This is a genomic window from Reyranella sp. CPCC 100927, from assembly GCF_007859315.1.
Classification (GTDB): Bacteria; Pseudomonadota; Alphaproteobacteria; order Reyranellales; family Reyranellaceae; genus Vineibacter.
The window spans coordinates 242,936-262,025 of record NZ_VOHA01000002.1; the positions used below are offsets into that span (position 1 = coordinate 242,936).

Annotated in this window: 20 protein-coding genes; 11 read left to right on the forward strand and 9 right to left on the reverse strand. The window is 65.6% G+C overall.

What is annotated here, in order from left to right; genetic code table 11:
* Window positions 1–14 precede the first annotated feature (14 nt).
* Complete coding sequence (locus FQU96_RS07260) at window positions 15–1,088, reverse strand: TauD/TfdA family dioxygenase (protein ID WP_146540204.1); 1,074 nt, start codon at window positions 1,086–1,088, stop codon at window positions 15–17.
* Between FQU96_RS07260 and FQU96_RS07265 the strand changes: the two genes are divergently transcribed.
* Window positions 1,087–1,776 carry a DUF4291 domain-containing protein gene (locus tag FQU96_RS07265; RefSeq protein WP_218574638.1) on the forward strand — a complete coding sequence of 230 codons (690 nt, stop codon included), beginning with the start codon at window positions 1,087–1,089 and terminating at the stop codon, window positions 1,774–1,776. The genes FQU96_RS07260 and FQU96_RS07265 overlap by 2 nt on opposite strands.
* Before the next feature lie 67 nt (window positions 1,777–1,843).
* Here FQU96_RS07265 and FQU96_RS07270 read toward each other — a convergent pair whose 3' ends face one another.
* On the reverse strand, window positions 1,844–2,170 hold the full coding sequence (locus FQU96_RS07270) for a hypothetical protein (RefSeq protein ID WP_146540205.1): 327 nt from the start codon (window positions 2,168–2,170) through the stop codon (window positions 1,844–1,846).
* A gap of 343 nt (window positions 2,171–2,513) precedes the next feature.
* Window positions 2,514–3,275 (reverse strand): Crp/Fnr family transcriptional regulator, encoded by a 762-nt coding sequence (locus tag FQU96_RS07275; protein WP_146540206.1) that lies wholly within the window; start codon window positions 3,273–3,275, stop codon window positions 2,514–2,516.
* A gap of 573 nt (window positions 3,276–3,848) precedes the next feature.
* Here FQU96_RS07275 and FQU96_RS07280 point away from each other — a divergent pair.
* From FQU96_RS07280 to FQU96_RS07290, 3 genes are all read left to right on the forward strand, one after another.
* A complete protein-coding gene (locus FQU96_RS07280; RefSeq protein WP_146540207.1) occupies window positions 3,849–4,160 on the forward strand; it encodes a hypothetical protein in 312 nt (103 codons plus the stop codon).
* A gap of 61 nt (window positions 4,161–4,221) precedes the next feature.
* Complete coding sequence (locus FQU96_RS07285) at window positions 4,222–4,530, forward strand: hypothetical protein (RefSeq protein WP_146540208.1); 309 nt, start codon at window positions 4,222–4,224, stop codon at window positions 4,528–4,530.
* A 129-nt stretch (window positions 4,531–4,659) separates the two neighbouring features.
* Window positions 4,660–5,133 carry a hypothetical protein gene (locus tag FQU96_RS07290; protein WP_146540209.1) on the forward strand — a complete coding sequence of 158 codons (474 nt, stop codon included), beginning with the start codon at window positions 4,660–4,662 and terminating at the stop codon, window positions 5,131–5,133.
* A gap of 480 nt (window positions 5,134–5,613) precedes the next feature.
* On the opposite strand, the gene FQU96_RS07295 is transcribed toward FQU96_RS07290, so the two are convergent.
* Window positions 5,614–5,850 (reverse strand): zinc-finger domain-containing protein, encoded by a 237-nt coding sequence (locus tag FQU96_RS07295; RefSeq protein ID WP_146540210.1) that lies wholly within the window; start codon window positions 5,848–5,850, stop codon window positions 5,614–5,616.
* A gap of 617 nt (window positions 5,851–6,467) precedes the next feature.
* On the opposite strand from FQU96_RS07295, the gene FQU96_RS07300 reads away from it, so the two are divergent.
* The 3 genes from FQU96_RS07300 (at window position 6,468) to FQU96_RS07310 (ending at window position 8,669) form a co-directional block, all read left to right on the forward strand.
* Complete coding sequence (locus FQU96_RS07300; protein WP_146540211.1) at window positions 6,468–6,686, forward strand: hypothetical protein; 219 nt, start codon at window positions 6,468–6,470, stop codon at window positions 6,684–6,686.
* 648 nt (window positions 6,687–7,334) lie between these two features.
* Entirely contained in the window at window positions 7,335–7,547 is a 213-nt protein-coding gene (locus tag FQU96_RS07305) for a hypothetical protein (RefSeq protein ID WP_146540212.1), read from the forward strand.
* A 123-nt stretch (window positions 7,548–7,670) separates the two neighbouring features.
* Complete coding sequence (locus tag FQU96_RS07310) at window positions 7,671–8,669, forward strand: CapA family protein (RefSeq protein ID WP_146540213.1); 999 nt, start codon at window positions 7,671–7,673, stop codon at window positions 8,667–8,669.
* 81 nt (window positions 8,670–8,750) lie between these two features.
* Here FQU96_RS07310 and FQU96_RS07315 read toward each other — a convergent pair whose 3' ends face one another.
* The 4 genes from FQU96_RS07315 to FQU96_RS07330 all read right to left on the reverse strand — a co-directional run bounded on the left by FQU96_RS07315 (window position 8,751) and on the right by FQU96_RS07330 (window position 12,515).
* Window positions 8,751–9,539: a 2-keto-4-pentenoate hydratase gene (locus FQU96_RS07315; protein ID WP_146540214.1), complete on the reverse strand. Its 789-nt coding sequence runs from the start codon at window positions 9,537–9,539 to the stop codon at window positions 8,751–8,753.
* Between the two features lie 63 nt (window positions 9,540–9,602).
* A complete protein-coding gene (locus FQU96_RS07320; RefSeq protein WP_218574640.1) occupies window positions 9,603–10,415 on the reverse strand; it encodes an amidohydrolase family protein in 813 nt (270 codons plus the stop codon).
* A 323-nt stretch (window positions 10,416–10,738) separates the two neighbouring features.
* Window positions 10,739–12,031: an IS1182 family transposase gene (locus FQU96_RS07325; RefSeq protein WP_146540215.1), complete on the reverse strand. Its 1,293-nt coding sequence runs from the start codon at window positions 12,029–12,031 to the stop codon at window positions 10,739–10,741.
* Window positions 12,032–12,176: 145 nt separating this feature from the next.
* Entirely contained in the window at window positions 12,177–12,515 is a 339-nt protein-coding gene (locus FQU96_RS07330; RefSeq protein WP_146540216.1) for a hypothetical protein, read from the reverse strand.
* 110 nt (window positions 12,516–12,625) lie between these two features.
* On the opposite strand from FQU96_RS07330, the gene FQU96_RS07335 reads away from it, so the two are divergent.
* The 4 genes from FQU96_RS07335 to FQU96_RS07350 all read left to right on the forward strand — a co-directional run bounded on the left by FQU96_RS07335 (window position 12,626) and on the right by FQU96_RS07350 (window position 16,534).
* A complete protein-coding gene (locus tag FQU96_RS07335) occupies window positions 12,626–13,066 on the forward strand; it encodes a hypothetical protein (RefSeq protein WP_146540217.1) in 441 nt (146 codons plus the stop codon).
* A gap of 97 nt (window positions 13,067–13,163) precedes the next feature.
* Window positions 13,164–14,012 carry a LysR substrate-binding domain-containing protein gene (locus FQU96_RS07340; RefSeq protein ID WP_146540218.1) on the forward strand — a complete coding sequence of 283 codons (849 nt, stop codon included), beginning with the start codon at window positions 13,164–13,166 and terminating at the stop codon, window positions 14,010–14,012.
* 81 nt (window positions 14,013–14,093) lie between these two features.
* The gene (locus tag FQU96_RS07345; RefSeq protein ID WP_218574641.1) at window positions 14,094–14,726 is read left to right on the forward strand and encodes a response regulator transcription factor; all 633 of its coding nucleotides are present in this window, start codon (window positions 14,094–14,096) and stop codon (window positions 14,724–14,726) included.
* 8 nt (window positions 14,727–14,734) lie between these two features.
* On the forward strand, window positions 14,735–16,534 hold the full coding sequence (locus FQU96_RS07350) for a hybrid sensor histidine kinase/response regulator (RefSeq protein ID WP_146540220.1): 1,800 nt from the start codon (window positions 14,735–14,737) through the stop codon (window positions 16,532–16,534).
* Window positions 16,535–16,643: 109 nt separating this feature from the next.
* On the opposite strand, the gene FQU96_RS07355 is transcribed toward FQU96_RS07350, so the two are convergent.
* Entirely contained in the window at window positions 16,644–19,070 is a 2,427-nt protein-coding gene (locus FQU96_RS07355) for a membrane-bound PQQ-dependent dehydrogenase, glucose/quinate/shikimate family (protein ID WP_146540221.1), read from the reverse strand.
* Window positions 19,071–19,090 lie beyond the last annotated feature (20 nt).

Consider the following 19,090-nt stretch of genomic DNA (forward strand, 5'->3'; position numbering starts at 1 on the left):
GACGGGGCGACCCGTTACGCCGCGGTCCTCATGCCCATGGCCGCGCCCTGCCGGGCATCGAATTGCTGCCGTTCCACGTCGTACTGATGCCCCCGGATCCCGCCGCGCACGGCGCCGGACTCCGCCGTGCCATAGAACGCGGCCCAGCCCTCGGGCAGCCGGCGCCAGTCGGGCGGCGCCAGCCACAGCCGGTAGAGCGTGCGCTTCCTGTCGGCCGCGGCATGGTCCTCGAAGCCGGTGCGGGAGTGCAGCATGGTGTGGTTGCACAGCAGCTGGAGGTCGCCCGCTTCGAGGTGCATCGAGAACATGGTCTGCGGCCGACGCAGCACCGCATCGAAGTATTCCATGGCCGCGCGCTGCACGGCAGACAGGCGCGGCACGCCGTCGAGCTTCTGGGCATTCTCCAGGCGATTGCGGTTCCATTTGCAGAAGACGCGGCCGTCCTCGACCGTGCAGATCGGCGACGGGTACCACGCCGCCTCGCCGTCGGCCTGCTCGCCGTTGCGGCTGAAGGTGTAGTCGCTCGCCAGCGCCGCGGCATAGTCCGGCCGTTCGGCCTGCACGATGGCATAGGCCGTCGCCGCGCTCACGCACAGGCTCATGCCGCCGACCGGCGCCTGATTGTAGCAGGACAGCAGCACGACATCGGCGCTGTCGACATGGAAATCGAGTTCGGCATTCGACGAATAGCCGCGGCCGGTCGGGCTGCGATAGGTGGTGCCGGCGTCCTGCACGGCGGTGATGTAGTCGCTGGCCCGGTTCTGCGGGCGCGCGACACCAAAATGCAGGCCGATCGCCCAGGTCATGAGCCTGAACTCGGCCGCCGTCACGCCGGCGCGCGGCAGGTTCTTCACCAGCGCCATGCCGCGGCCGTCGCGCACCTCGCGGAACGCCGCCGCCAGCGTGGGCAGGCATGGCCCCAGCGCAAAATCCTCGCGGCGCCAGTCCAGCAACGGCCGGTCCGGGTCGCCCGCGCCGCGCACGGCAGCCAGCAGCGCGGCGCTCGCGTCATCGGAGAGCCTGAGGATCCAGCCGGTGTCGGACTGAACGTCGGCGGCGGTCCACATCGCAGGCGAGGTCCGGGCCATGATGTCCTCCGTCGTCGACCGTCGTGCCGGGCACCATCAGGTATCGCGTTCCCGATGCGTGTCCAGTAGGCTGCCCCGATGCCTTGTCTGCGAGCCGTGCATGGATAGCCGTGCGGTCCGCGCCATCTTCGACGACGCGACCATCCGCGTCTACCAGGCCTACCCGGCAGAGATTGCGATCCCGGCACTGAGGCACGGGCGGTTCGTTGCGCCCTTCAAGATGGAACGGATGACGTGGATCAAGCCGTCGTTCAACTGGATGATGTATCGCTGCGGCTATGCCACGAAGCCGGGTCAGGACGTCGTGCTCGGCATCGACATCACGCGGGAGGGCTTCGAATGGGCGTTGCGCAACGCCGCCCTCTCCCACTTCACGCCTGCCGCCTACGACTCGCCTGAGGTTTGGCGCGCTGCCGTCGATCAGACGCCGGTGCGCATTCAGTGGGACCCGGAACGCGACTGGCGATTGAATCCGATTGCGGGTGTGCGATCCCTCCAGGTTGGACTTTCAGCCGATGCCGTCAGCCGCTACGTCAACCGATGGATCGTCGGCATCGCGGACATAAACTCCGTTGGCCGGCTGGCAGCGCAAGCAGCCGCCTCCGGCGCGGCGCCGCCGGCGTTGCCGTGTGACGACGAACGCTCTTATCCGCTGGCGATACGGGCTTCCGGCTTGCTCCAACCGTGAAGACGACCGCAGTGGTCCCGGCTATCCGCGCCAGTGCCGACCGGGACGGCCGATCCGTTATCCGAGATCAGGCCGTCGAGCCGCCATCCTTGTCGGGGTTCCGCTTGCGCGGAACCGCGAATTTGGACGGTTTGCTCTCGCCGCGCGAGACGGCGACCGGAACGGGGTCGAGCGGCTGATCGACATCGCTGCCGGCGTCGGATGGGCGCTCCACGGGTGCCAATCGAAGCCACGCCTCGTCAAAGGTGGCTCCGCAACCCTCAACGGCGCTGTTTTCGACCTGCGGCAGCACGCATCGGATGACCCAGCGGCCGGCGCGACAATCAATGGACAGGATGAACTCCGACGCATCTTGACCGCGCACGAGTTCCAGCAATCGGGTCTCCGCACTCATCGCCCATTGTCCTTTCCCTGGTTGCCGCCCGGGTGCGCGGTCGATCGCGCCACGCGATCGCGTTTCGGTCGGCCCATGGCAAAATCACCTGCTTGAGTTCGGTGGACGTGCGTGCCGTGGTCGTGTCCACGATCGGCGCACCAGCGCGGCGGCCGACTCCGATGTTCGTCATTCCAGGGCTGCCGGCGCCCACAGTGCACTGATATCACGGCAGGAACCAGGCAAAATCCTTTGAACCGAGGACGTCTGCCGTCTCGCCCTCAATGACGTCGCCAATGAACGTGGCAACTGAGAGGCGCTCCTCCGGTGGACGTTCCAGCGACCACGCCCAGCATCGATACACCTAGTCGTGGATGACGACACGCAGCAGCGAGGAGTGCACCTTCAATCCGCCATTGTACTCAATAAAGCCGAGCTTACGGAACTTGTTCATGAAGAAGTTGATGCGCGAGCGCGTCGTTCCGATGCGCGCCGCCAGCAGCTCCTGGCTGACTTTCGGTATGACGGTCTCCAGCGTCCCTGCTTTGCCAAAATTGGCCAGCAGCAGGAGAAGCCGCGCGAGACGCCTTTCGCTTGAATTGAACAGCTGGTCGATCAGGTCAGCCTCGATCTGGATGTTGCGTGACAGAAGGAACGCCATGAACATTTCCGAAAGACCCGGCTGTTCATGAAGCACGCGGATCATGGTCTCCTTCTCGATCCTGATCACGCTCGCGGCAGTCATCGCGCTGGCAGACGATATGTGAAGCGGCTGGCCCGCGAGACACCCCTCACCAAAAAAATCTCCCGGACCGAGGATCGCGACGACCCCTTCCTTGCCGTGTTCGGAGACGACGGTGAGTTGAATCCGGCCCTTCTGGATGTAGAAGACAGCATCGGCGGGGCCGCCTTGCTGGAAGACGATGGCCTTCGCGCTATGATTCACGCTGGATCGTCCCGCCCCCACCGACGTCAGGAATCGGCGCGCATCAAAGCCATTAGCTGTTGCGTTGCGCCCACCAGCGGGACGTGTTTTCTCCTTTGTCGCCTTCGATGCCCTCGCCGCTGCGACCGCTTTCCCGGCTTTACGGATCGGCCTGACGGCGCCGGTTGCCTTGCGCGGCATGATCGGTTCTCCCAAGTTCTGCCGAGCCCCGAGAACCTTCAGTAGAGTGACCTCGTGGTCGAGGATGTCTTGAGCGCAGCATTTTAGCTCGTTCGAAGACTGTCTTCCACCAGCCAAAGATTGCCGACACGGCCGCGCCAACGCCGTCGTTCGAACAGGAGACCGGACGGTTACAGCAGCCGGTCCGCAAATCGTACCAAGTGTTCAAAATTGGACAGCGCGCGGGCACACGGTCTGCCATCGAGTATCGGCATCCACACGTTGTTCCATGTCGCCGACGCTGCGTCGATGAGGATCGCGCTGCAGGCCCGGCACGCGCGTTGCGTGCCAGCACTATCGGTCGGGCTTGCGACTTGGGAGGCGTTTTCAACGTCGTACTGTCCGCTTCCGGACAGCGCCACCCATGGCAAGCGCCGCGGGTGCAGGCTCCCATCATGGGTCGCAGGGCACGACACCCGGGCCGATCTCGCGAAACGCCTCTCGCCCTCCCTCTTCATCGAGGCGCTCGAGGAGCGACAAGGCGATGCCCTCGAAACAAGCACCATGGTCGGTTGTATGGCCTGGAGGTAGATCATGAAGCGCATCTGTGTCGCCGCGATGCTGTCGGTAGCACTCATCGGTTCGGCCGCGTGCGACAGCGCCTCACGCGATGGTGCCCGGAGCGGGATCAGCACTGTCGGAAGTTCGCCCATCGACGCCCTGACGGTCGGCATGCCTATCGACGGCGCGGCGACCAGTGCAATCCCGGGGGATGCACCCGATACACCCGCCAACAAGAACCGGATTCGTGTCGACAAATCGCTCCGGAAAGACTGCCCGGAGCCTGGCAAGGGGGACGGTCTTCGAACGGAATCACGCGCGTCCTGCGATCGCCGATCCGAGTGACGTTCAATCGAATCGAAAAAGCATGCCGCTCCGTTGCGGTACGGGCTACCTGGAGAGTGTCATGACAATCCGTACAAGCGAACATACCGTCCGTTTCGTCCATCCGTTCCGACTGACCGGCATGGATCACCCTCAACCGGCGGGCACGTACCTGCTGGAGACGGACGAGGAACTCATCGAGGAGCTGTCGTTTCCGGTCTATCGGCGCCTCGCGACGCGGATCTTCGTTCCCGCCGGGTCAGGCAGCGTGATCGTTGAAGAAGTCATCGACGTCGACCCACGCGAACTCCAGGCGGCGCTGGAAAACGATTCTGGCGTGTCCGATACAGGCGCAGCACCCACCCCCCGGGCCGACGGCGAAGCGGGTTGATGGGGGACATACCGCACGGTAGCGCTTCATCTGTCGGAATCCGCGCTGCGTGCCGTCGACCGATCTTTATTGCTGTTGTGTTCTCCCCATTCGTCACCACGTTACGGATGAACGAGGGAGCACATTAGTATGACCCCATATCTGGCGGTTCAGACGCCGAGACCCGATTTCGAGGCCTTCCTGTTCGCGCCCATCGGCGAGGAACGCAACGGTATGACGTTGAGCGTGCTCTCGGGCCTCAGCCGCCTCGAAGTCAATCCCTGGGATGAGGCAGCAGAGCTGTCGCAGTTGCCCAAGGACCGCGCCATCGCCGCGCTGGACAGGCGCATCGCTCAGCTGCCGCTCGGCACGTGGCTGCTGTCGGATACGGCCGCCATCGCCACCCGCCTCGTCAACCTGCTGCCGAAACACGATCCTCATCCGCGGGTCCATCCGACGGCTGCGCCGGCCGATGACAAGAGATCCTCCGCGTCGCTGACGCTATGGCTGATCGCGGCCGGCATCGCTGTGCTTCTGGTGCTCGGCATACCCGGGCGCGTGGAGCATATGCTGACCGGAGACGGTGCCGTTGCGCCGATCCACACGCCATCGTCGCAGCCGTGAGCCGATCGATCGGCCGCACTGTGCCGATCACCGCGGTTCTCGTCTCCGCGCGCGCGGCAGGCTACCCCCGCTGACACGAAGGGCCATCCCGCGTGTCGACGCAGCACCGGTTCTTTCCCGTGGGCTTATATCCCACCATCGATCCGCGCCTGGTCTGGAACGTGCACTGATCGCTGGAGTCGTAGCGTGACGACGGGTCAAACCGCGACGATGACGGATAGTAATGGCCGTCGTCCGGTTGAAGCGGATGATAGGACTCGGACACCGGCTGGCAGCCGACGAATCCGAGAAGGAGAAGGAACGACAGAGCCTTGCGCATGGTCGAAACCTCGCAGATCAGCCGGAGATCTTCAGGCAATCCCGTACACCTACCGGACCTGACCGCCCCATACAGTTCAATATGAGACAACCGGCTTGAAGATGCGGGCGCCCCTGCGTCGAGGTGAGACCGATCGCGATCTTGCCGATCATTCGTCCTGTCTAGACATCGCCATAGCTGGCGTCCCCGGGATCAGCCGCGAACGGACCCAATCGCGAATCAAAGCGAAACGAGGTCCCGCAATAGGGGCATAGGATCACGTCCTGCTCGCCCATGTTGATATAGACATGCGGATGATCGTGAGGCGGGGTCACGCCGATGCAGTGAAACGCGCGCGCACCGATACGGATCTCAGCCGCCGCATTGTCGTTGCGAAACTTCGGATAGGGGCTCGCCATCAATCGAGTCCTTTATGCGTACGCGCGATAGAGCGCGTACACCACGATCGCGACGGCGAGACAAACGGGAAGGACGATGGGTGGAACGAACCACGAAGCCATGGCGCACACCTCCTACTGCTAGGCCCTGCTCTCTCGGCCGTCGATGTCCACAACAGGGATCCGCAACGATGCTGGCGCGACGGCGCAGCTGATCGTCCAGCGCTCGGCTCAGTGCCGATGGCGTTGACGAGCGACCCAGGTCCAGTCGTAGCGGATCGAGACACCACGCACTGTCCAATTCAGGACACTCGGCGTATCGCTCACGCCCAGGACTGAACGTCCGTCCGTCGTGATGGCGGGATCATCGAGCGTCCCGGTACGCGGAACCAGGCAAATCCTCAGAAGGATTGCGGTCGTGGGTCCCTTTTGACTTTCTGGCGTCTGTTGGGCATGTCGAGTGCCACTTGTTTACAATGTTCGAGCCGCGCGGCCCCTTCCAAGACGGCGGAATGAGGACTGGCAACCCGCGCGCTATGGTGCACGTAATATCCCTATCACCGGCAACGTGCTTTGCCACAGGCGCCGGTGGCTGAGAGACGGTTTTGCGCTCCCGCCTGTCGTGCACGGAGCGCCCCATGCCGTTCGATCCCAGCGCACGCAGCGACAATGCCTCATTGCTTGCTCGCAGCAAGGCCCTTTGCCGCGAAAGCGCCGAGCTGTGCCGGCATTCGCATATCCTGATAAAGACGATCCGTCGTGAGCAGCGCGCCCGCGACCGTCCCGAGCTATGGTCGCTGTACTACGATGAGCCACTGCCGAAACGGCCAGGTCATGAGCCGGAAAATTCGAACTGACCATTACTGTCGTGTTCTCCCCCTTCGTCACCACCTTATGGATGAATGAGGGAGCACCATCAGGATGATTCCATATCTGGCGGCTCAGGCGCCGAGACCCGATTTCGAGGCCTTCCTGTTCGCGCCCACTGGCGAGAATGCAACGGTATGACGTTGAGCGTGCTGTCGGGCCTCAGCCGCCTCTAAGTCAATCCGTGGGATGAGGCAGCAGAGCTGTCGCAGTTGCCCAAGGATCGTGCCATCGCCGCGCTGGACAGGCGCATTGCTCAGCTGCCGCTCGGCACGTGGTTGCTGTCGGATACGGCCGCCATCGCCACCCGCCTCGTGGACCTGTTGCCGAAGCACGATCCCCATCCGCGATCCGACCCTACGCCGGCGCGACCCTTCGCCTGCTCTCGCCAATGGCCAAGGGGTCATCGAGCGTACCGGCGCGCAGGCAATGAATCTCGGGAACACCTCTTGCAGAACGAACCGGGAATATCCACGTTCCAGTCATGGAGACTTCGGCCAAAGACTTGGCCTCGACGCACCGCGCGCCTGACGATCTTCTCCTGAATCGCGATAGAGCGACGGCGCCGTGTGGCGAGCATGACACAAGCCCCCAGGGCGCGACCGTCATCATGCCAGGCATCCAAGGGAGGGAGATCCATGCCAAGGTCAGCAGCCGTGCCGAAACGGCCCGTTCACAATCCCGGGAAGGAAGAACGCAGCCGCGATGCCGCGCGGGCCGTACAAGATTACCAAACCGCGAAGCGGGTTATCGATGCCAAGACCGCACGCCTGCGCGCGCTGCGCTTGACCAAGGAAGCCGCCGACGCACTGGAACAGAAATCCCTGAAAGCGGCAAAGGGACATCACTGACACGCCGTGCAACCCGCGCCTTCAGGTCAACCAAGCCCTCAGGTAAGCCGATGCCAGTCGTCCGACGACCGGGCGAATCTGCAATGGGACAGGCCACGCATACCGGCATGGCCGATCAACATCATGACCCGATGCGCTGATACGCGATGTCTCGCCTTTCTGGGTGACGTCATGCTCGGCCGGGGCGTGAGCCGCAGCCTTCACCGGCACGGGCCAGAATGGCTTTGGGGCGATGCCCTGCCGGTTCTGCACGCTGCGGACGCCGTGTTTGCAAATCTCGAATCTCCCATCACAGCCAGCCGCCGGCGGTGGAATGACGGCTGGAAAATGTTTCATTTCCGGGCGGACCCGACCGCGATCCGTGTTCTCGAATGCGGCCGCGTACGGTTCGTCTGCCTGGCCAACAACCACATCCTGGACTTCGCCGAGCAGGGGCTGTCCGATACTCTGGAAGCTCTCGATGCTGCCGGCATCCGCTATGCCGGTGCTGGTCGCGACGCGACCGCAGCGGCGGCACCGGCCATGCTCGAACTTCCCGGGCTGGTCGTTGGACTGATCGCCGCGACGGACAATATGCGTGAATTCGCTGCCGGCCCGAACAGGGCCGGCGTGAACTTCGCCGCGTTCACGCCGGACACGGCCGGCCTGAACTGGATCAGGCAAGCTGTCATCGAATTGCGCCGGGCCGGAGCAGCCCTTGTCGTGCTCTCGCTGCATTGGGGCCCCAACATGCGGCGCTCACCGAGCCGGCGCTTCCGCGCGTTCGCCCATGCCGTGATCGACTTTGGCGTCGATGTCGTGCACGGCCACTCGGCACACGTCGTCCAGGCGATCGAGCGCCACGGGAATGGCGTCATCCTTTATGACACCGGCAATTTCATCGACGACTATTGGAAGTTTCCACTCCGTCGTACCATCTGGTCGTTCATCTTTCTTCTCCACGTCAGCGCCGGAAGACTCGTCAAACTTCAGCTCGTTCCCGTTCTTCTTCATGCATCGCCGCTCGGGCTGGCCAAGGGCACAACTTCCCAGGCCATCAAGGAGCACATGATGTCGCTCTGCACTGAATTTGATACGCCGGCCGTCGATACGCCGGCCGGCCTGGAAATCCCGCTGACCTGAAGAGCATCCATCGCAGGCCGCGCACCGGCGTCCCATCGGGCTTGAATCGCACCAACCGGAGCGGTTGAAAGCCGCGCTGCTTCATCCAGAAAACCTCACGCGGACCTCGCCCAGCGGACCATAGTCGGCCACGTGCGCCTCGCCCGCCTTGGCGGCGACCATGCCCGTGATCGTGCCGGTGCTGACCACCTGGCCGGCTTTCAGGCCGACGCCGGTGCGCGACAGCTCGTTGGCGAGCCACGTCAACGGCACCAGCGGATGGTCGAGCGCCATCCGGGCGGTACCGCGACGGCGTTCGACACCGTTGATGCGCAAGGTGATCTCCTGGCCGGCGATGTCGCGCCGGCGCCAGTCGGCGATCGGCGGCCCGAGGATGATGGAGCCCGAACCGCTGCCGTCGGCCAGGATCGCCGGCAGCGGCGGAAAGGCCTTGTCGTTCACGAACCGGCACTCGGCGATTTCCATGCCCGGACGCAGCGACGCCACGGCGTCGGCAACCTCCTCCTGGCGATAGGACGTCGCGCGCGGCGGCAGGTCGGCACCCAGGGTCGCGGCAAACTCGACCTCGGCGACGGGGTGCAGCAGGACGCGGTGATCCAGCGTCGCCGGGCTCTCATGGATGCACCTGTTATAGACGCGACCATAGATCGGCGCCGTCGTGCGCAGCGCGCGCTGCATCTCTTCCTTGATCGCCGCGATCTTCCAGCCACCCACCGGCCAGCCCAGGTCGCCGGCCACCTGGGCGGCGACCGCGTAAGCAGCATCGTTGTCCCGCGGCACCAGGCAGGCGTCGAGCCCGCTCTGCTGCACACCCGTGCGGCGCAGGTGCGCCAACAACTGTACCAATTCGCGCAATGCAGCCTCGCTCATGACCACGCCGGGAACCGATGATATCGCGATGACGGCGGTAGCACAGGCACGGACCTGCCGTCCTCAGCCCAGGTTGAACACGCGGGCGGCGTTGCCGCCCAGGAACAGGGCCCTGGCCTCGGCGTCGAGACCGAGGCTGTCGAGGTCCTCGAGCGCCTTGGCGGGCGCGATCATCGGGTAGTTGGAGCCGAACAGGACCTTGCGGCGGCCGTGGCCGCGCATGTACTGCACCAGTTCCGGCGGATAGCGGCGCACGGTATAGGCCGAGGTATCGATATGGACGTTCTGGTACTTGGTCATCAGCGCAATGATTTCCTGCGTCCAGGGATAGCCGATATGGCCGCCGACGATCACGAGTTCGGGAAAGTCGAGCGCCACCTCGTCGAGATAGGGAATCGGCCGTCCGACCTCGGAGGGCCGCAGCGGCCCGGTATGGCCGACCTGGGTGCAGAACGGAATGCCAAGCTCGATGCACTCGGCATAGAGCGGATAGTAGCGGCGGTCGTTGGGCGGCAGCTTCCACAGCCAGGGCACGACACGCAGCGCGCGAAAGCCGAGCTGCTTCACCGCGCGGCGCAGCTCGCGCACGGCCTCCATCGGCTTGTCGAGATTGGCGCTGGCGACGCCGACGACGCGGCCGGGACAGGCGCGCACGAACGCCGCCAGCTCGTCATGCGAGATCAGCCAGCCCTCGGGGCCGCACCAGGCCGATGCCAGGCCGATCTGCACGCCGGCGGCATCCATCGCGGCGATGGTCATGTCGGGCGTGATCTCCGGGCGCATCGTCGCCTCGCGCGTCCAGCGTCGCAGGGTCGCCAGCATCTCGTGGCGGGCGAAACGCTCCGTCGTCGGCTGCATCCAGGCATCGATGATCATTTTCCATCCCTCACGAGCCGCGCGCGGCGGCGAACAATGCACGGTTCTAGGGATGGTGGGCTGTCGTGGCGTACCGCAAAGAAATCGGCGGGTGTTGCAAAAAACGCACGACCTCCGGGAGCGCGGGCGTCTGAGGCTGTAAAATTATTGACGGAGACGAGAGGACTGCCGGCGCCGGAGGCAAGGCGCGGAGGCTGATGGTGCCACGGTCAAGCGGACCGTGGCGGCCTATAGGGCGGTGCAGTCGATGCGGACTGTAGCCGCGATATTGGGTAGTGTTCTGGGTCGGGGATCTCCGGTCGGTTAATCCGCGCCGCGGGGCTTCACGCCGTACGCGGCAAGCGGGAGATGATCAGGAAGTTGTAGGCGTGAACGTGCCACAGCACGACGGCCTTCACTTTTTCGATGCCGCGCACCAACACGCCGGTCAGCCCGCGATTGCGCATGTCGGCGTGCGGCCGTTCCGTGGCAAAGCGCTGCCGGTAGAGAGCCTTGCCATCGTCACTGTTCATACGCTGATGCCAGGCGAGCACCCCCGGCCCATCGTTGACCCGCGGCGGACGGACTTGGCCGTCCTGGTTGCGAGGAAGCGGGCAAAACACCGCGACGGTGCCCTTCTCATGCTCGTGCAGAGCGGCGATATCTGTCTTGCTGTCGTACCCACTATCGGCCAGCACCTGTTGCGGGCGCTGCCCATAGCGCTGCTCGATCTCCGCCACGGTTCCTCTCAGCCGCCCACGATCGGAGCCGTTATTGTCCACCGACACACCGATGATCAGGCCTATTGGGGGCGTCGTCTTGAATTGGGCGTTGAAGCCGGGCCGATAGCCACCATCGGCCATCTTCATGATCCGAGCCTGCGCATCGCTCGTCGAGGCCCGCGGCTCTCGTTTGTTGGCCGGCTGCTTGCGCCGCTGCTCCTTGGCCTCCGCAGCCCGCTGAGCCTCGATCTCGGCCAGTGCCTGCTTGGCCTGCTCGATCCGCCGTTGGCGGTCTTCGGCTGCCCACTGGCGACGAGCTTGCCGACGCCGGTCCGATGCCCCCGGATCTCTATCCAGCTCCCCCCGCAGCTTCGCGACTTTCTCGCTGGCCAGGTCGTGCAGCTGATCCAACCGCTTCTTGCGGCGGAACGAGTTGGTACCGGCGCTCGCCCGCAGCCGCATCCCGTCGACCGCCACGCACTGCAGGTCCACCACCCCCGCAGATGCCAATGCCGCTACCGAGCGCGACAGGAGCTCGTCCAGCACCCCGCCTGCTTCGACACGGAAGTCCGACAATGTCTTGTGGCTCACTCTCACTCTACCCAGGATCCAGCGATACGATACGTCCCGTTCGCACAGCCGTGCCACTTGCCGCGCACTGCCGACGTCTTCCAGCGTCGCGTACAGCCACAGCGTCATCAGCACAGCCGGATCAATCGCCGGGCGACCCGCTCGGCCCGTGTGAGACTGGATCGCATCATACAGCCGCGACAACTCCAGGCCCTCGACATACTGCCATACCTGCCGCGCCCGATGATCCTCTGGCAGAAGTTCATCCAGGCTCGCCATCTGCCACTCCACCTGCCCGCGCTCCGCACGCACTAGGCGCAGTCCTGCCTTTTGACCCAACGCCATCTAGCGCCCCGATACTGGCTCCACGCCCCTTCGAATCACAATCCGGCCGCCAGCGGAAGACCTGCAAATATTTTCACAGCCTCTCTCGCCCGCAGGTGCGTAGCGCCCAGAACCATGAGCGAGCGGGACGCCCGCGCTCCCGGGATCAGCGGCAGGTTGACTTGCCGACGTCGAGCTTGAAGCGGCGCGGGCCGGCCCAGCCCGGCTCGCGCCGGCCGGCATCGTCGACGATGCGCACCTCGACCGTGCAGGTGCCGCCGCGGACCCGATAGAGATCGTCGGCCGGCCGCTCGATCTGGTCGATCGGTGCCCGGCCAAGCTTGTCGGCTACCTCGGCACTGTTGACGATGGCCTCGAGTTCCTTGACCCGCTGCCAGTAGGGCGGCAGGGCCGCCTGCGACGATGCCGCGGAGACCAGCAGCGCGCCGGCCAAAGCGGCGGCGGCGACGCCTTGAACGATGCGCACGAGACGCGGAGCGAGCATGATGGGTTTCTCCTTGGCCGCAGTCTTGCCCGGCATGGTGTTCTTATTGGGGCGGTCGTCTTGCCGGTGTATGATGAAACGGTTCGCCGACTAAGGAATTGGACAGGATCATGCGTAAAGTTGCCGTCCTTTGTCTTGGCATGCTGTCGGCTTTTGGCGTGCTTGTCGCCGGAGTCCAGGCGCAGCAGTACACGTATATCGGCGGCCTCTACGAGTCGGAGATGGTGAGCCTGCGGCTCCTGCTGCTCGATTCGGCATCGGGCGACGTGGCCTGGGAGTCGTCCGTGCGCAGTCCCGGCGGCCCCGGCTGTGCCGGTGGTGCCTCGGGCCTGGGCAAGATGGTGGGTGGCACGCTCGAACTGCGGCCCTACAAGCGCGAGGACGGCGCCGGCGCCTGCGTCATCTCCGTCACCTTCAGCATCGCGCGCGCCGCCAACAACCGCAGCCCGCGCAGCGCCACGCTCAGCGAACGCGATTGTCTCTACTACCACGGCGCCTCGTGCGGCTGGGAAGGTGAGGTGACCCGCAAACCCTCACCCGAGGATCAATAGGGCTGCGCGCCGGCCCCCTCACTCGCCGGGGTGTTGCAAAAAACGCATGCCCTGATATGGCTGCGCGGACGATGTGCTGCGCAGCCGGACCCCAGCCATGACGCGCCTGCCCAACCTGCGCGGCCTGGAGGCGTTCGTCACGGTCGGCGCCGGCGGCAGCATCCGTGCCGCGGCGGGCCAGCTGAATCTGACGCCGTCGGCGGTCAGCCGGCGCATCGCGGCACTGGAAGCCGACATGGGCGCCAGCCTGTTGGTGCGCACGCCGCAAGGCGTCGCCTTGACCCGCGACGGCCGCACCTTGCACCGCGTCGTGACAAAAGCGTTCCACGCCATCGCGCAGCACGTCGATGGCCAGCGCACCCAGCGACGCATCACCATCAAGGCACCGCATTCCTTCGCCTCGCGGTGGCTCGCCCGACACATGCCGCGGCTGCGCGAGCGCTATCCGACGGTGGCCTTCACCATCGAGACGTCGCCGCGCATCGAACGCCTGGGCGCCGGCGAGATCGCCATCCGTTTCGGTTTCGGCGACTGGCGCGACGGCATCGTCACCCGGCTGGTCGGGGTGCCGATGCAGGCGGTGGCCGGCCCCGCCTGGCGCGATCACGGCCGGCTGACCCGCGCCGATCTCGAGGCGACGCGCGTGCTGGTGGTCAGCGGCACGGAACGGGTCTGGTCACGCTGGCTGGGTGCCAACAAGCTTGGCCCGCTCGGCGGGCTGCAGACACTGTCGTTCGACAACACCGATGTCGCGATCCGCGCCGCCGCCGCCGGCACCGGGATCACGATCGCCGGCGCCAGCGTCGCCGAGCCGACGGGAAACAGGCTGGTGCCGTTTCCGGTGACGATGGCCGATGTCGGCGCCGGCTACTACCTTGTCGTGCCGCGCGCACAGCGCGGCATGGTGCGCGACCTCGCGCCATGGCTGCGATCGCAGTTCCGCTAGCGCCGATGCGGATTGCAGGCCTCAAGGTGATTGATCGCCCTCGAAGGATTCCCTACCCTTGGGGAAATTCGGGTGGTGGTCTTGTCGGTTTCGTCGGTCCTGATTGTTGACGATCATGAGTTGTTTCGCCGCGGCCTGATCGCGGCCATGGATCATGCCAGCGACCGGCCCATCGACTGGCTGGAAGCGGCGTCGCTGCAGGAGGCCATGGCGGTCCTGCGCGGTCGAGACGGCGTTTCCCTGGTCGTCCTCGACCTCAAGCTGCCGGATACGACCGGGTTCGGTGCTCTTGCAAGCCTGCGCCAGGCGTTCCCGGACCAGCGCATCCTGGTGATCTCGGCCAGCACCGACGACATCATCCACGCCCAGGTCGTCGCCCTGGGCGCCTGGGGTTTCGCCGGCAAGACCTCGACATCCGAAACATTTCGCAGCCTGTTCCACACGGCGCTGACATCGGATGCGCGGCCGGCGAGCGGCAGCGTCGAGCCCCTGCATGTGCGGGCGGCGCGCCGGCAACCGGTCGGCTATGCGCATCTGCAACGACTGGGCGATCGGCACATGCACATCCTGGAGCTGCTGCTGGAAGGCCGCAGCAACCAGGAAATCGTCACCGAAACCGGGCTGGCCCTGGGTACGGTCAAGAACTACGTGTCCGCGGTGCTGCTCTGCTTCGAGGCCCGCTCGCGGGCGCATCTGCTGAGCCTCTTCCGATAGCGACCGCCATGAACGGCTTCACGGCATCGCTCGTCCGGTTGTGGCAGGGTCCGCAGCCGGTGGCGCCGGATATCGCGCGTGAAGTCCTGCGCTCGCTCTGGCCGGCGACGCGGCGCGAGTCGCTGGTATCGGGGACGTTCGGCATCACGGTGCTGTGGGTCATCTTCTGGGTCTTTCGCAGCGATGTCGGCGCCCTGGTGTGGGCCGGCGTGGCCTACCTGGCGCAGGCCGTGCGCTGGTTCCAGATCCGCGCCATGCCGCTCGACGCGATGCTGCGGGCGCCGATCGACGAGATCAACCGGCGCACCGCCCTGCCGGCATTGATGTTCAGCGGCGTCTGGGCTCTGCCGCCCTGGATGTTCTACCCGGCCGACGACATGGCGTTCGTGGCGCTGATGTGTTTCTTCATCATGGGCCTGGTGCAGGCCGGCGCCGCCGGCGTTGCTTTTCACTGGCCCGTGCTGCGCGCCTTCCTGCTGCCGCCGACCCTGAGCCTGGCGCTATGCCTGTTCATCGATGGCCGCTGGCTCGCCGTCGTGCTGGGCCTCGACATCCTGGTCCTGCTGCTGGTGCTGATCCGCTTCGCCTGGACGCAGAACACCCTGGTCACCCAGTCGATCGTCAACCGGGTCGAGAACGAGCGGTTGGCCGACCAGCAGCAGCAGCGGCTGGGTGAAATCGAACGCCTCAGCGGCGAGAAGACGCGCCTGTTCGCCGCCGCCAATCACGACCTGCGCCAGCCGCTGCATTCCCTGTCGCTGTTCTCGGCGGCGCTGGCCGGCGAGGTTCGCGATCCCGGCATGCGCGACAAGCTCGCGCACATGCAGCGGGCCATTGCGTCGCTGGAGACGTCGTTCAACCTGATGCTCGACATCTCGCGGCTCGACTCGGGCACGGCGACGCCGCAGCCAGCGCCGGTGTCGCTGGCATCCATCTTCCGGGCCCTCAACGAACGCTTTGCCGATCAGGCCCGACACAAGCAACTCGCCCTGCGCTTCGCACCGACCGACGGCTGGGTGACGGGCGATCCCGTCATGCTCGACCGGCTGCTGGGCAACCTCGTCGAGAACGCGATCAAGTACACGCTGGCCGGCGCCATATGGATCGGCGCCCGCCGGCGCGCCGGCGGCCAGCAATGGCTGGTCGAGGTCCGCGACAGCGGCATCGGCATCGCGCCCGACCTGCAGGCGCGCGTCTTCGAGGAATTCTTCCAGGTCGACAACGCCAATCGCGATCGCAATCACGGCCTGGGCCTTGGCCTGTCCATCGTGCAGCGCCTGGCCCGCACGCTGGGCTACACGCTGACCCTGCGGTCGGCGCCGGGCCGCGGCAGCACGTTCTCGCTGCTGATGCCGGCCTGCCCGCCGGCCGCCGTCGCGCCGGCATCGACCGGGCGCGATACGCAAGACGGCGCGCCCCCGCTGGGCTTGCGCGTGATCGTGCTCGACGACGAAGCATCGGTGCGCGACGGCATGACGGTGCTGTTGCAGGGATGGGGCTGCGCCGTCACCACGGCGGCGACCCACGACGAACTGCAGCAGTACTTCAATGCCCGCTCGGACGACGGTGCGGCGATGCCGTGGTTCGACGTGCTGGTCGCCGACCTGCGCCTGCCCGGGCCGCAGGATGGCCTGGAGATTGCCCGCGCCGTGCTGGATCGCGGCGCCGTCGCCCGCGTCCTGATGCTGACCGGCGAGACGACTCCCGCGACCCTGGCCCGTGTCCAGGAGAGCGGCCTGCCCTTCGCGCTGAAACCGGTCGATCCCGACCGCCTTCGCGACCTCCTCGCCGGCGCACCTCGGCAGTGATCCGCTCACCGCACAGCGTTTTCTTTCAAGAGACCCTCCAGCCCGCCGATGATGCGCAGGGAGCGCAGGCCTGTGCGTTCGTCTTCCGATTTCCATTTGCTGGTCAACGTCACCGGTTGGCCAAGGTGTAGGCAATCAGGGAATCGCCCGGCGGCGTCATCATGAAGTGATGGCCGCCGGCCATGATCAGCAGGTACTGCGTCCCGTTCTGTTCATAGATGATCGGCGTCGCCTGGCCGCCGGCGGGCAGAACATCGCTCCACACCGTCTCGCCCGTCTTGATATCGATGGCGCGAATCAGGTCGTCCGTCGCGGCCGCGATGAAGATCAGACCGCCTGCCGTCACGACGGCACCGCCGTTGTTCGGCGTTCCGATCTCAAAGGGCAGGTACGACGGAATCCCGAACGGACCGTTGCGCCGCGCCGTGCCGAAGGGACGGTCCCACAACGTCTTGCCCGTCGCGAGATCGATCGCCCGGATGCCGCCATAAGGCGGCCGCGTGCACAACACGCCGGTCGGCATCTGCCAGCCGGCATTGACCTGGATGCCGTAGGGCGTCCCGGCCTGAGCGCCGGCGCCCTCCGCACCCGATGCACTGCCGACCGCCCGAGGATCGCCCACCGGGTAGAGGTTCAGGGCGTCCGCCTGCTTGCGTTCAACGAGCAGGTTGTAGTTGGGCATGTCGTTGTAGTTGGCGATGATCACGCCACGCCGGGGATCGACCGCGACACTGCCCCAGTCGGAGCCGCCGTTGTAGCCGGGATACTGGATGGTGTGGCGCCCGACCTCCGGCGGCGTGAACGGGCCTTCATAGCGGGCGCGCTTGAAGTTGATGCGGCAGATCATCTGATCGATGGGCGACAGCCCCCACATGTCGCTTTCGACCAGATTGGCCTTGCGCAGCGTGTGGTACCGCGACGACGGCTGTGTCTTGGCGCGCTGCGCCGGCTCGGCGCCACCCTGCGGCACCGGGACCTCATCGACCGCATGCAGCGGCGTTCCGGTCTGCCGATCAAGCACGTATATGTCACCGGCCTTGCTCGGCAACAGGACGGCCGGAACGTTGCCGCGTGGCGTGGGAAATTCGACCAGCGTCGGCTGCGAGCCGAGATCGTAGTCCCAGACGTCGTTGCGCACCGTCTGGAACACCCATCGCGGTTTGCCGGTGTTGACATCGAGCGCAACCAGCGCCGTGTTGTGCTTCTTCTCCTCGTCAGAGCGCAGCGACGAATAATAGTCGGCCGCCGAATTGCCCATGGGCAGGTAGACAAGGCCCAGCTTCTCGTCTCCGACAGGTATCGTCCACGAGTTCGGCGTTCCCAGCGAGTATGGCTTGCCCTCCGGCGGAAGCTTGTCGACGCCCGGCTGATTCATATCCCAGGCAAAGCGCAATGCGCCCGTCACCGCGTCATAGCCGCGGATCACGCCGGATGGCGCCCACCGGCGCTGGCCGTCCAGGACCTGGTGGCCGGTCACGATCACGCCCTGGACGATGACGGGCGGTGACGTGATGGCGGCCGTGCCGGGAATGACCGGAGTCACGGCACCTGTTTCGCTGTCCCTCTGAGCCAATCCCACTTTCAGATCGGCCGCCCCGTTGGATCCGAAATCGGCACAGGGCGCGCCCGTCCGGGCGTCGACGGCGATGAGCCGCATGTCGAGCGTGCCTTCGATGATGCGTTCGGCGCACGCCTGCCCCGGTGCCGCGTTGGGATTCCTGAAATAGGTAACGCCGCGACATGCCGCCGTGTAGGGAACCCACGCCGCCGACACCTTGGGATCATACAGCCACCGCTTCTCCCCCGTTGCCGCGCTCAACGCAAACAACTTGTTCATCGGAGTGCAGCCATAGATCGTGTCGCCGATCTTCAACGGCGTCAGCTCGGATCCGTAACTCTTCGGTATATCGCCGGTATTGAAGGTCCACGCGCGCTTGAGATTCTTGACGTTCGCCGGCGTGATCTGGGTCACGTCGGCATAACGCTGCGCACTCGGACCGCCGCCGTAGTCGCTCCACTCGCCGGCCTTGGGCATGTAGGGCGCTACGTCGAACGCTATCGTTCCGCCCTCGCTCATCTTGCCCGGCTCCGGCAGTCGATTGGCCATCGGAACCGCCACGGCCATGGCAATGGCGAAGACCGCCGCCATCCCCAACCCCAAGGCACGACCACGCCGCACCCCCGAGGAGTCAAGCCACGGCGCCACGACGGCGACCAGGATGAGCAGGATGAACGGTCCGGTAAGGCGGGGAATGAGGGGCCACGTGGACAGCCCCACCTCCCAGAAGGCCCACAGTGCCGTGAACGCGAAGGCAACGTAGTACACATACGCGCCGGCAAGGCGGTTCCGGGCGATCAGGTATCCGGCCGCAACCAGCAATACACCGGCGACGACATAGTAGAAGCTGCCACCGAGCACGGCCAGATACAGGCCGCCGCCGGCGAGGATCAGGCCGAACAACGCGAGAATTCCCGCGAGCCCCACCGCGCACAGACGCTTCAGACCCGAGCCGCTCGTCGCCTCGATCGATCGCATCGCCACTCTCCTCTACCGAC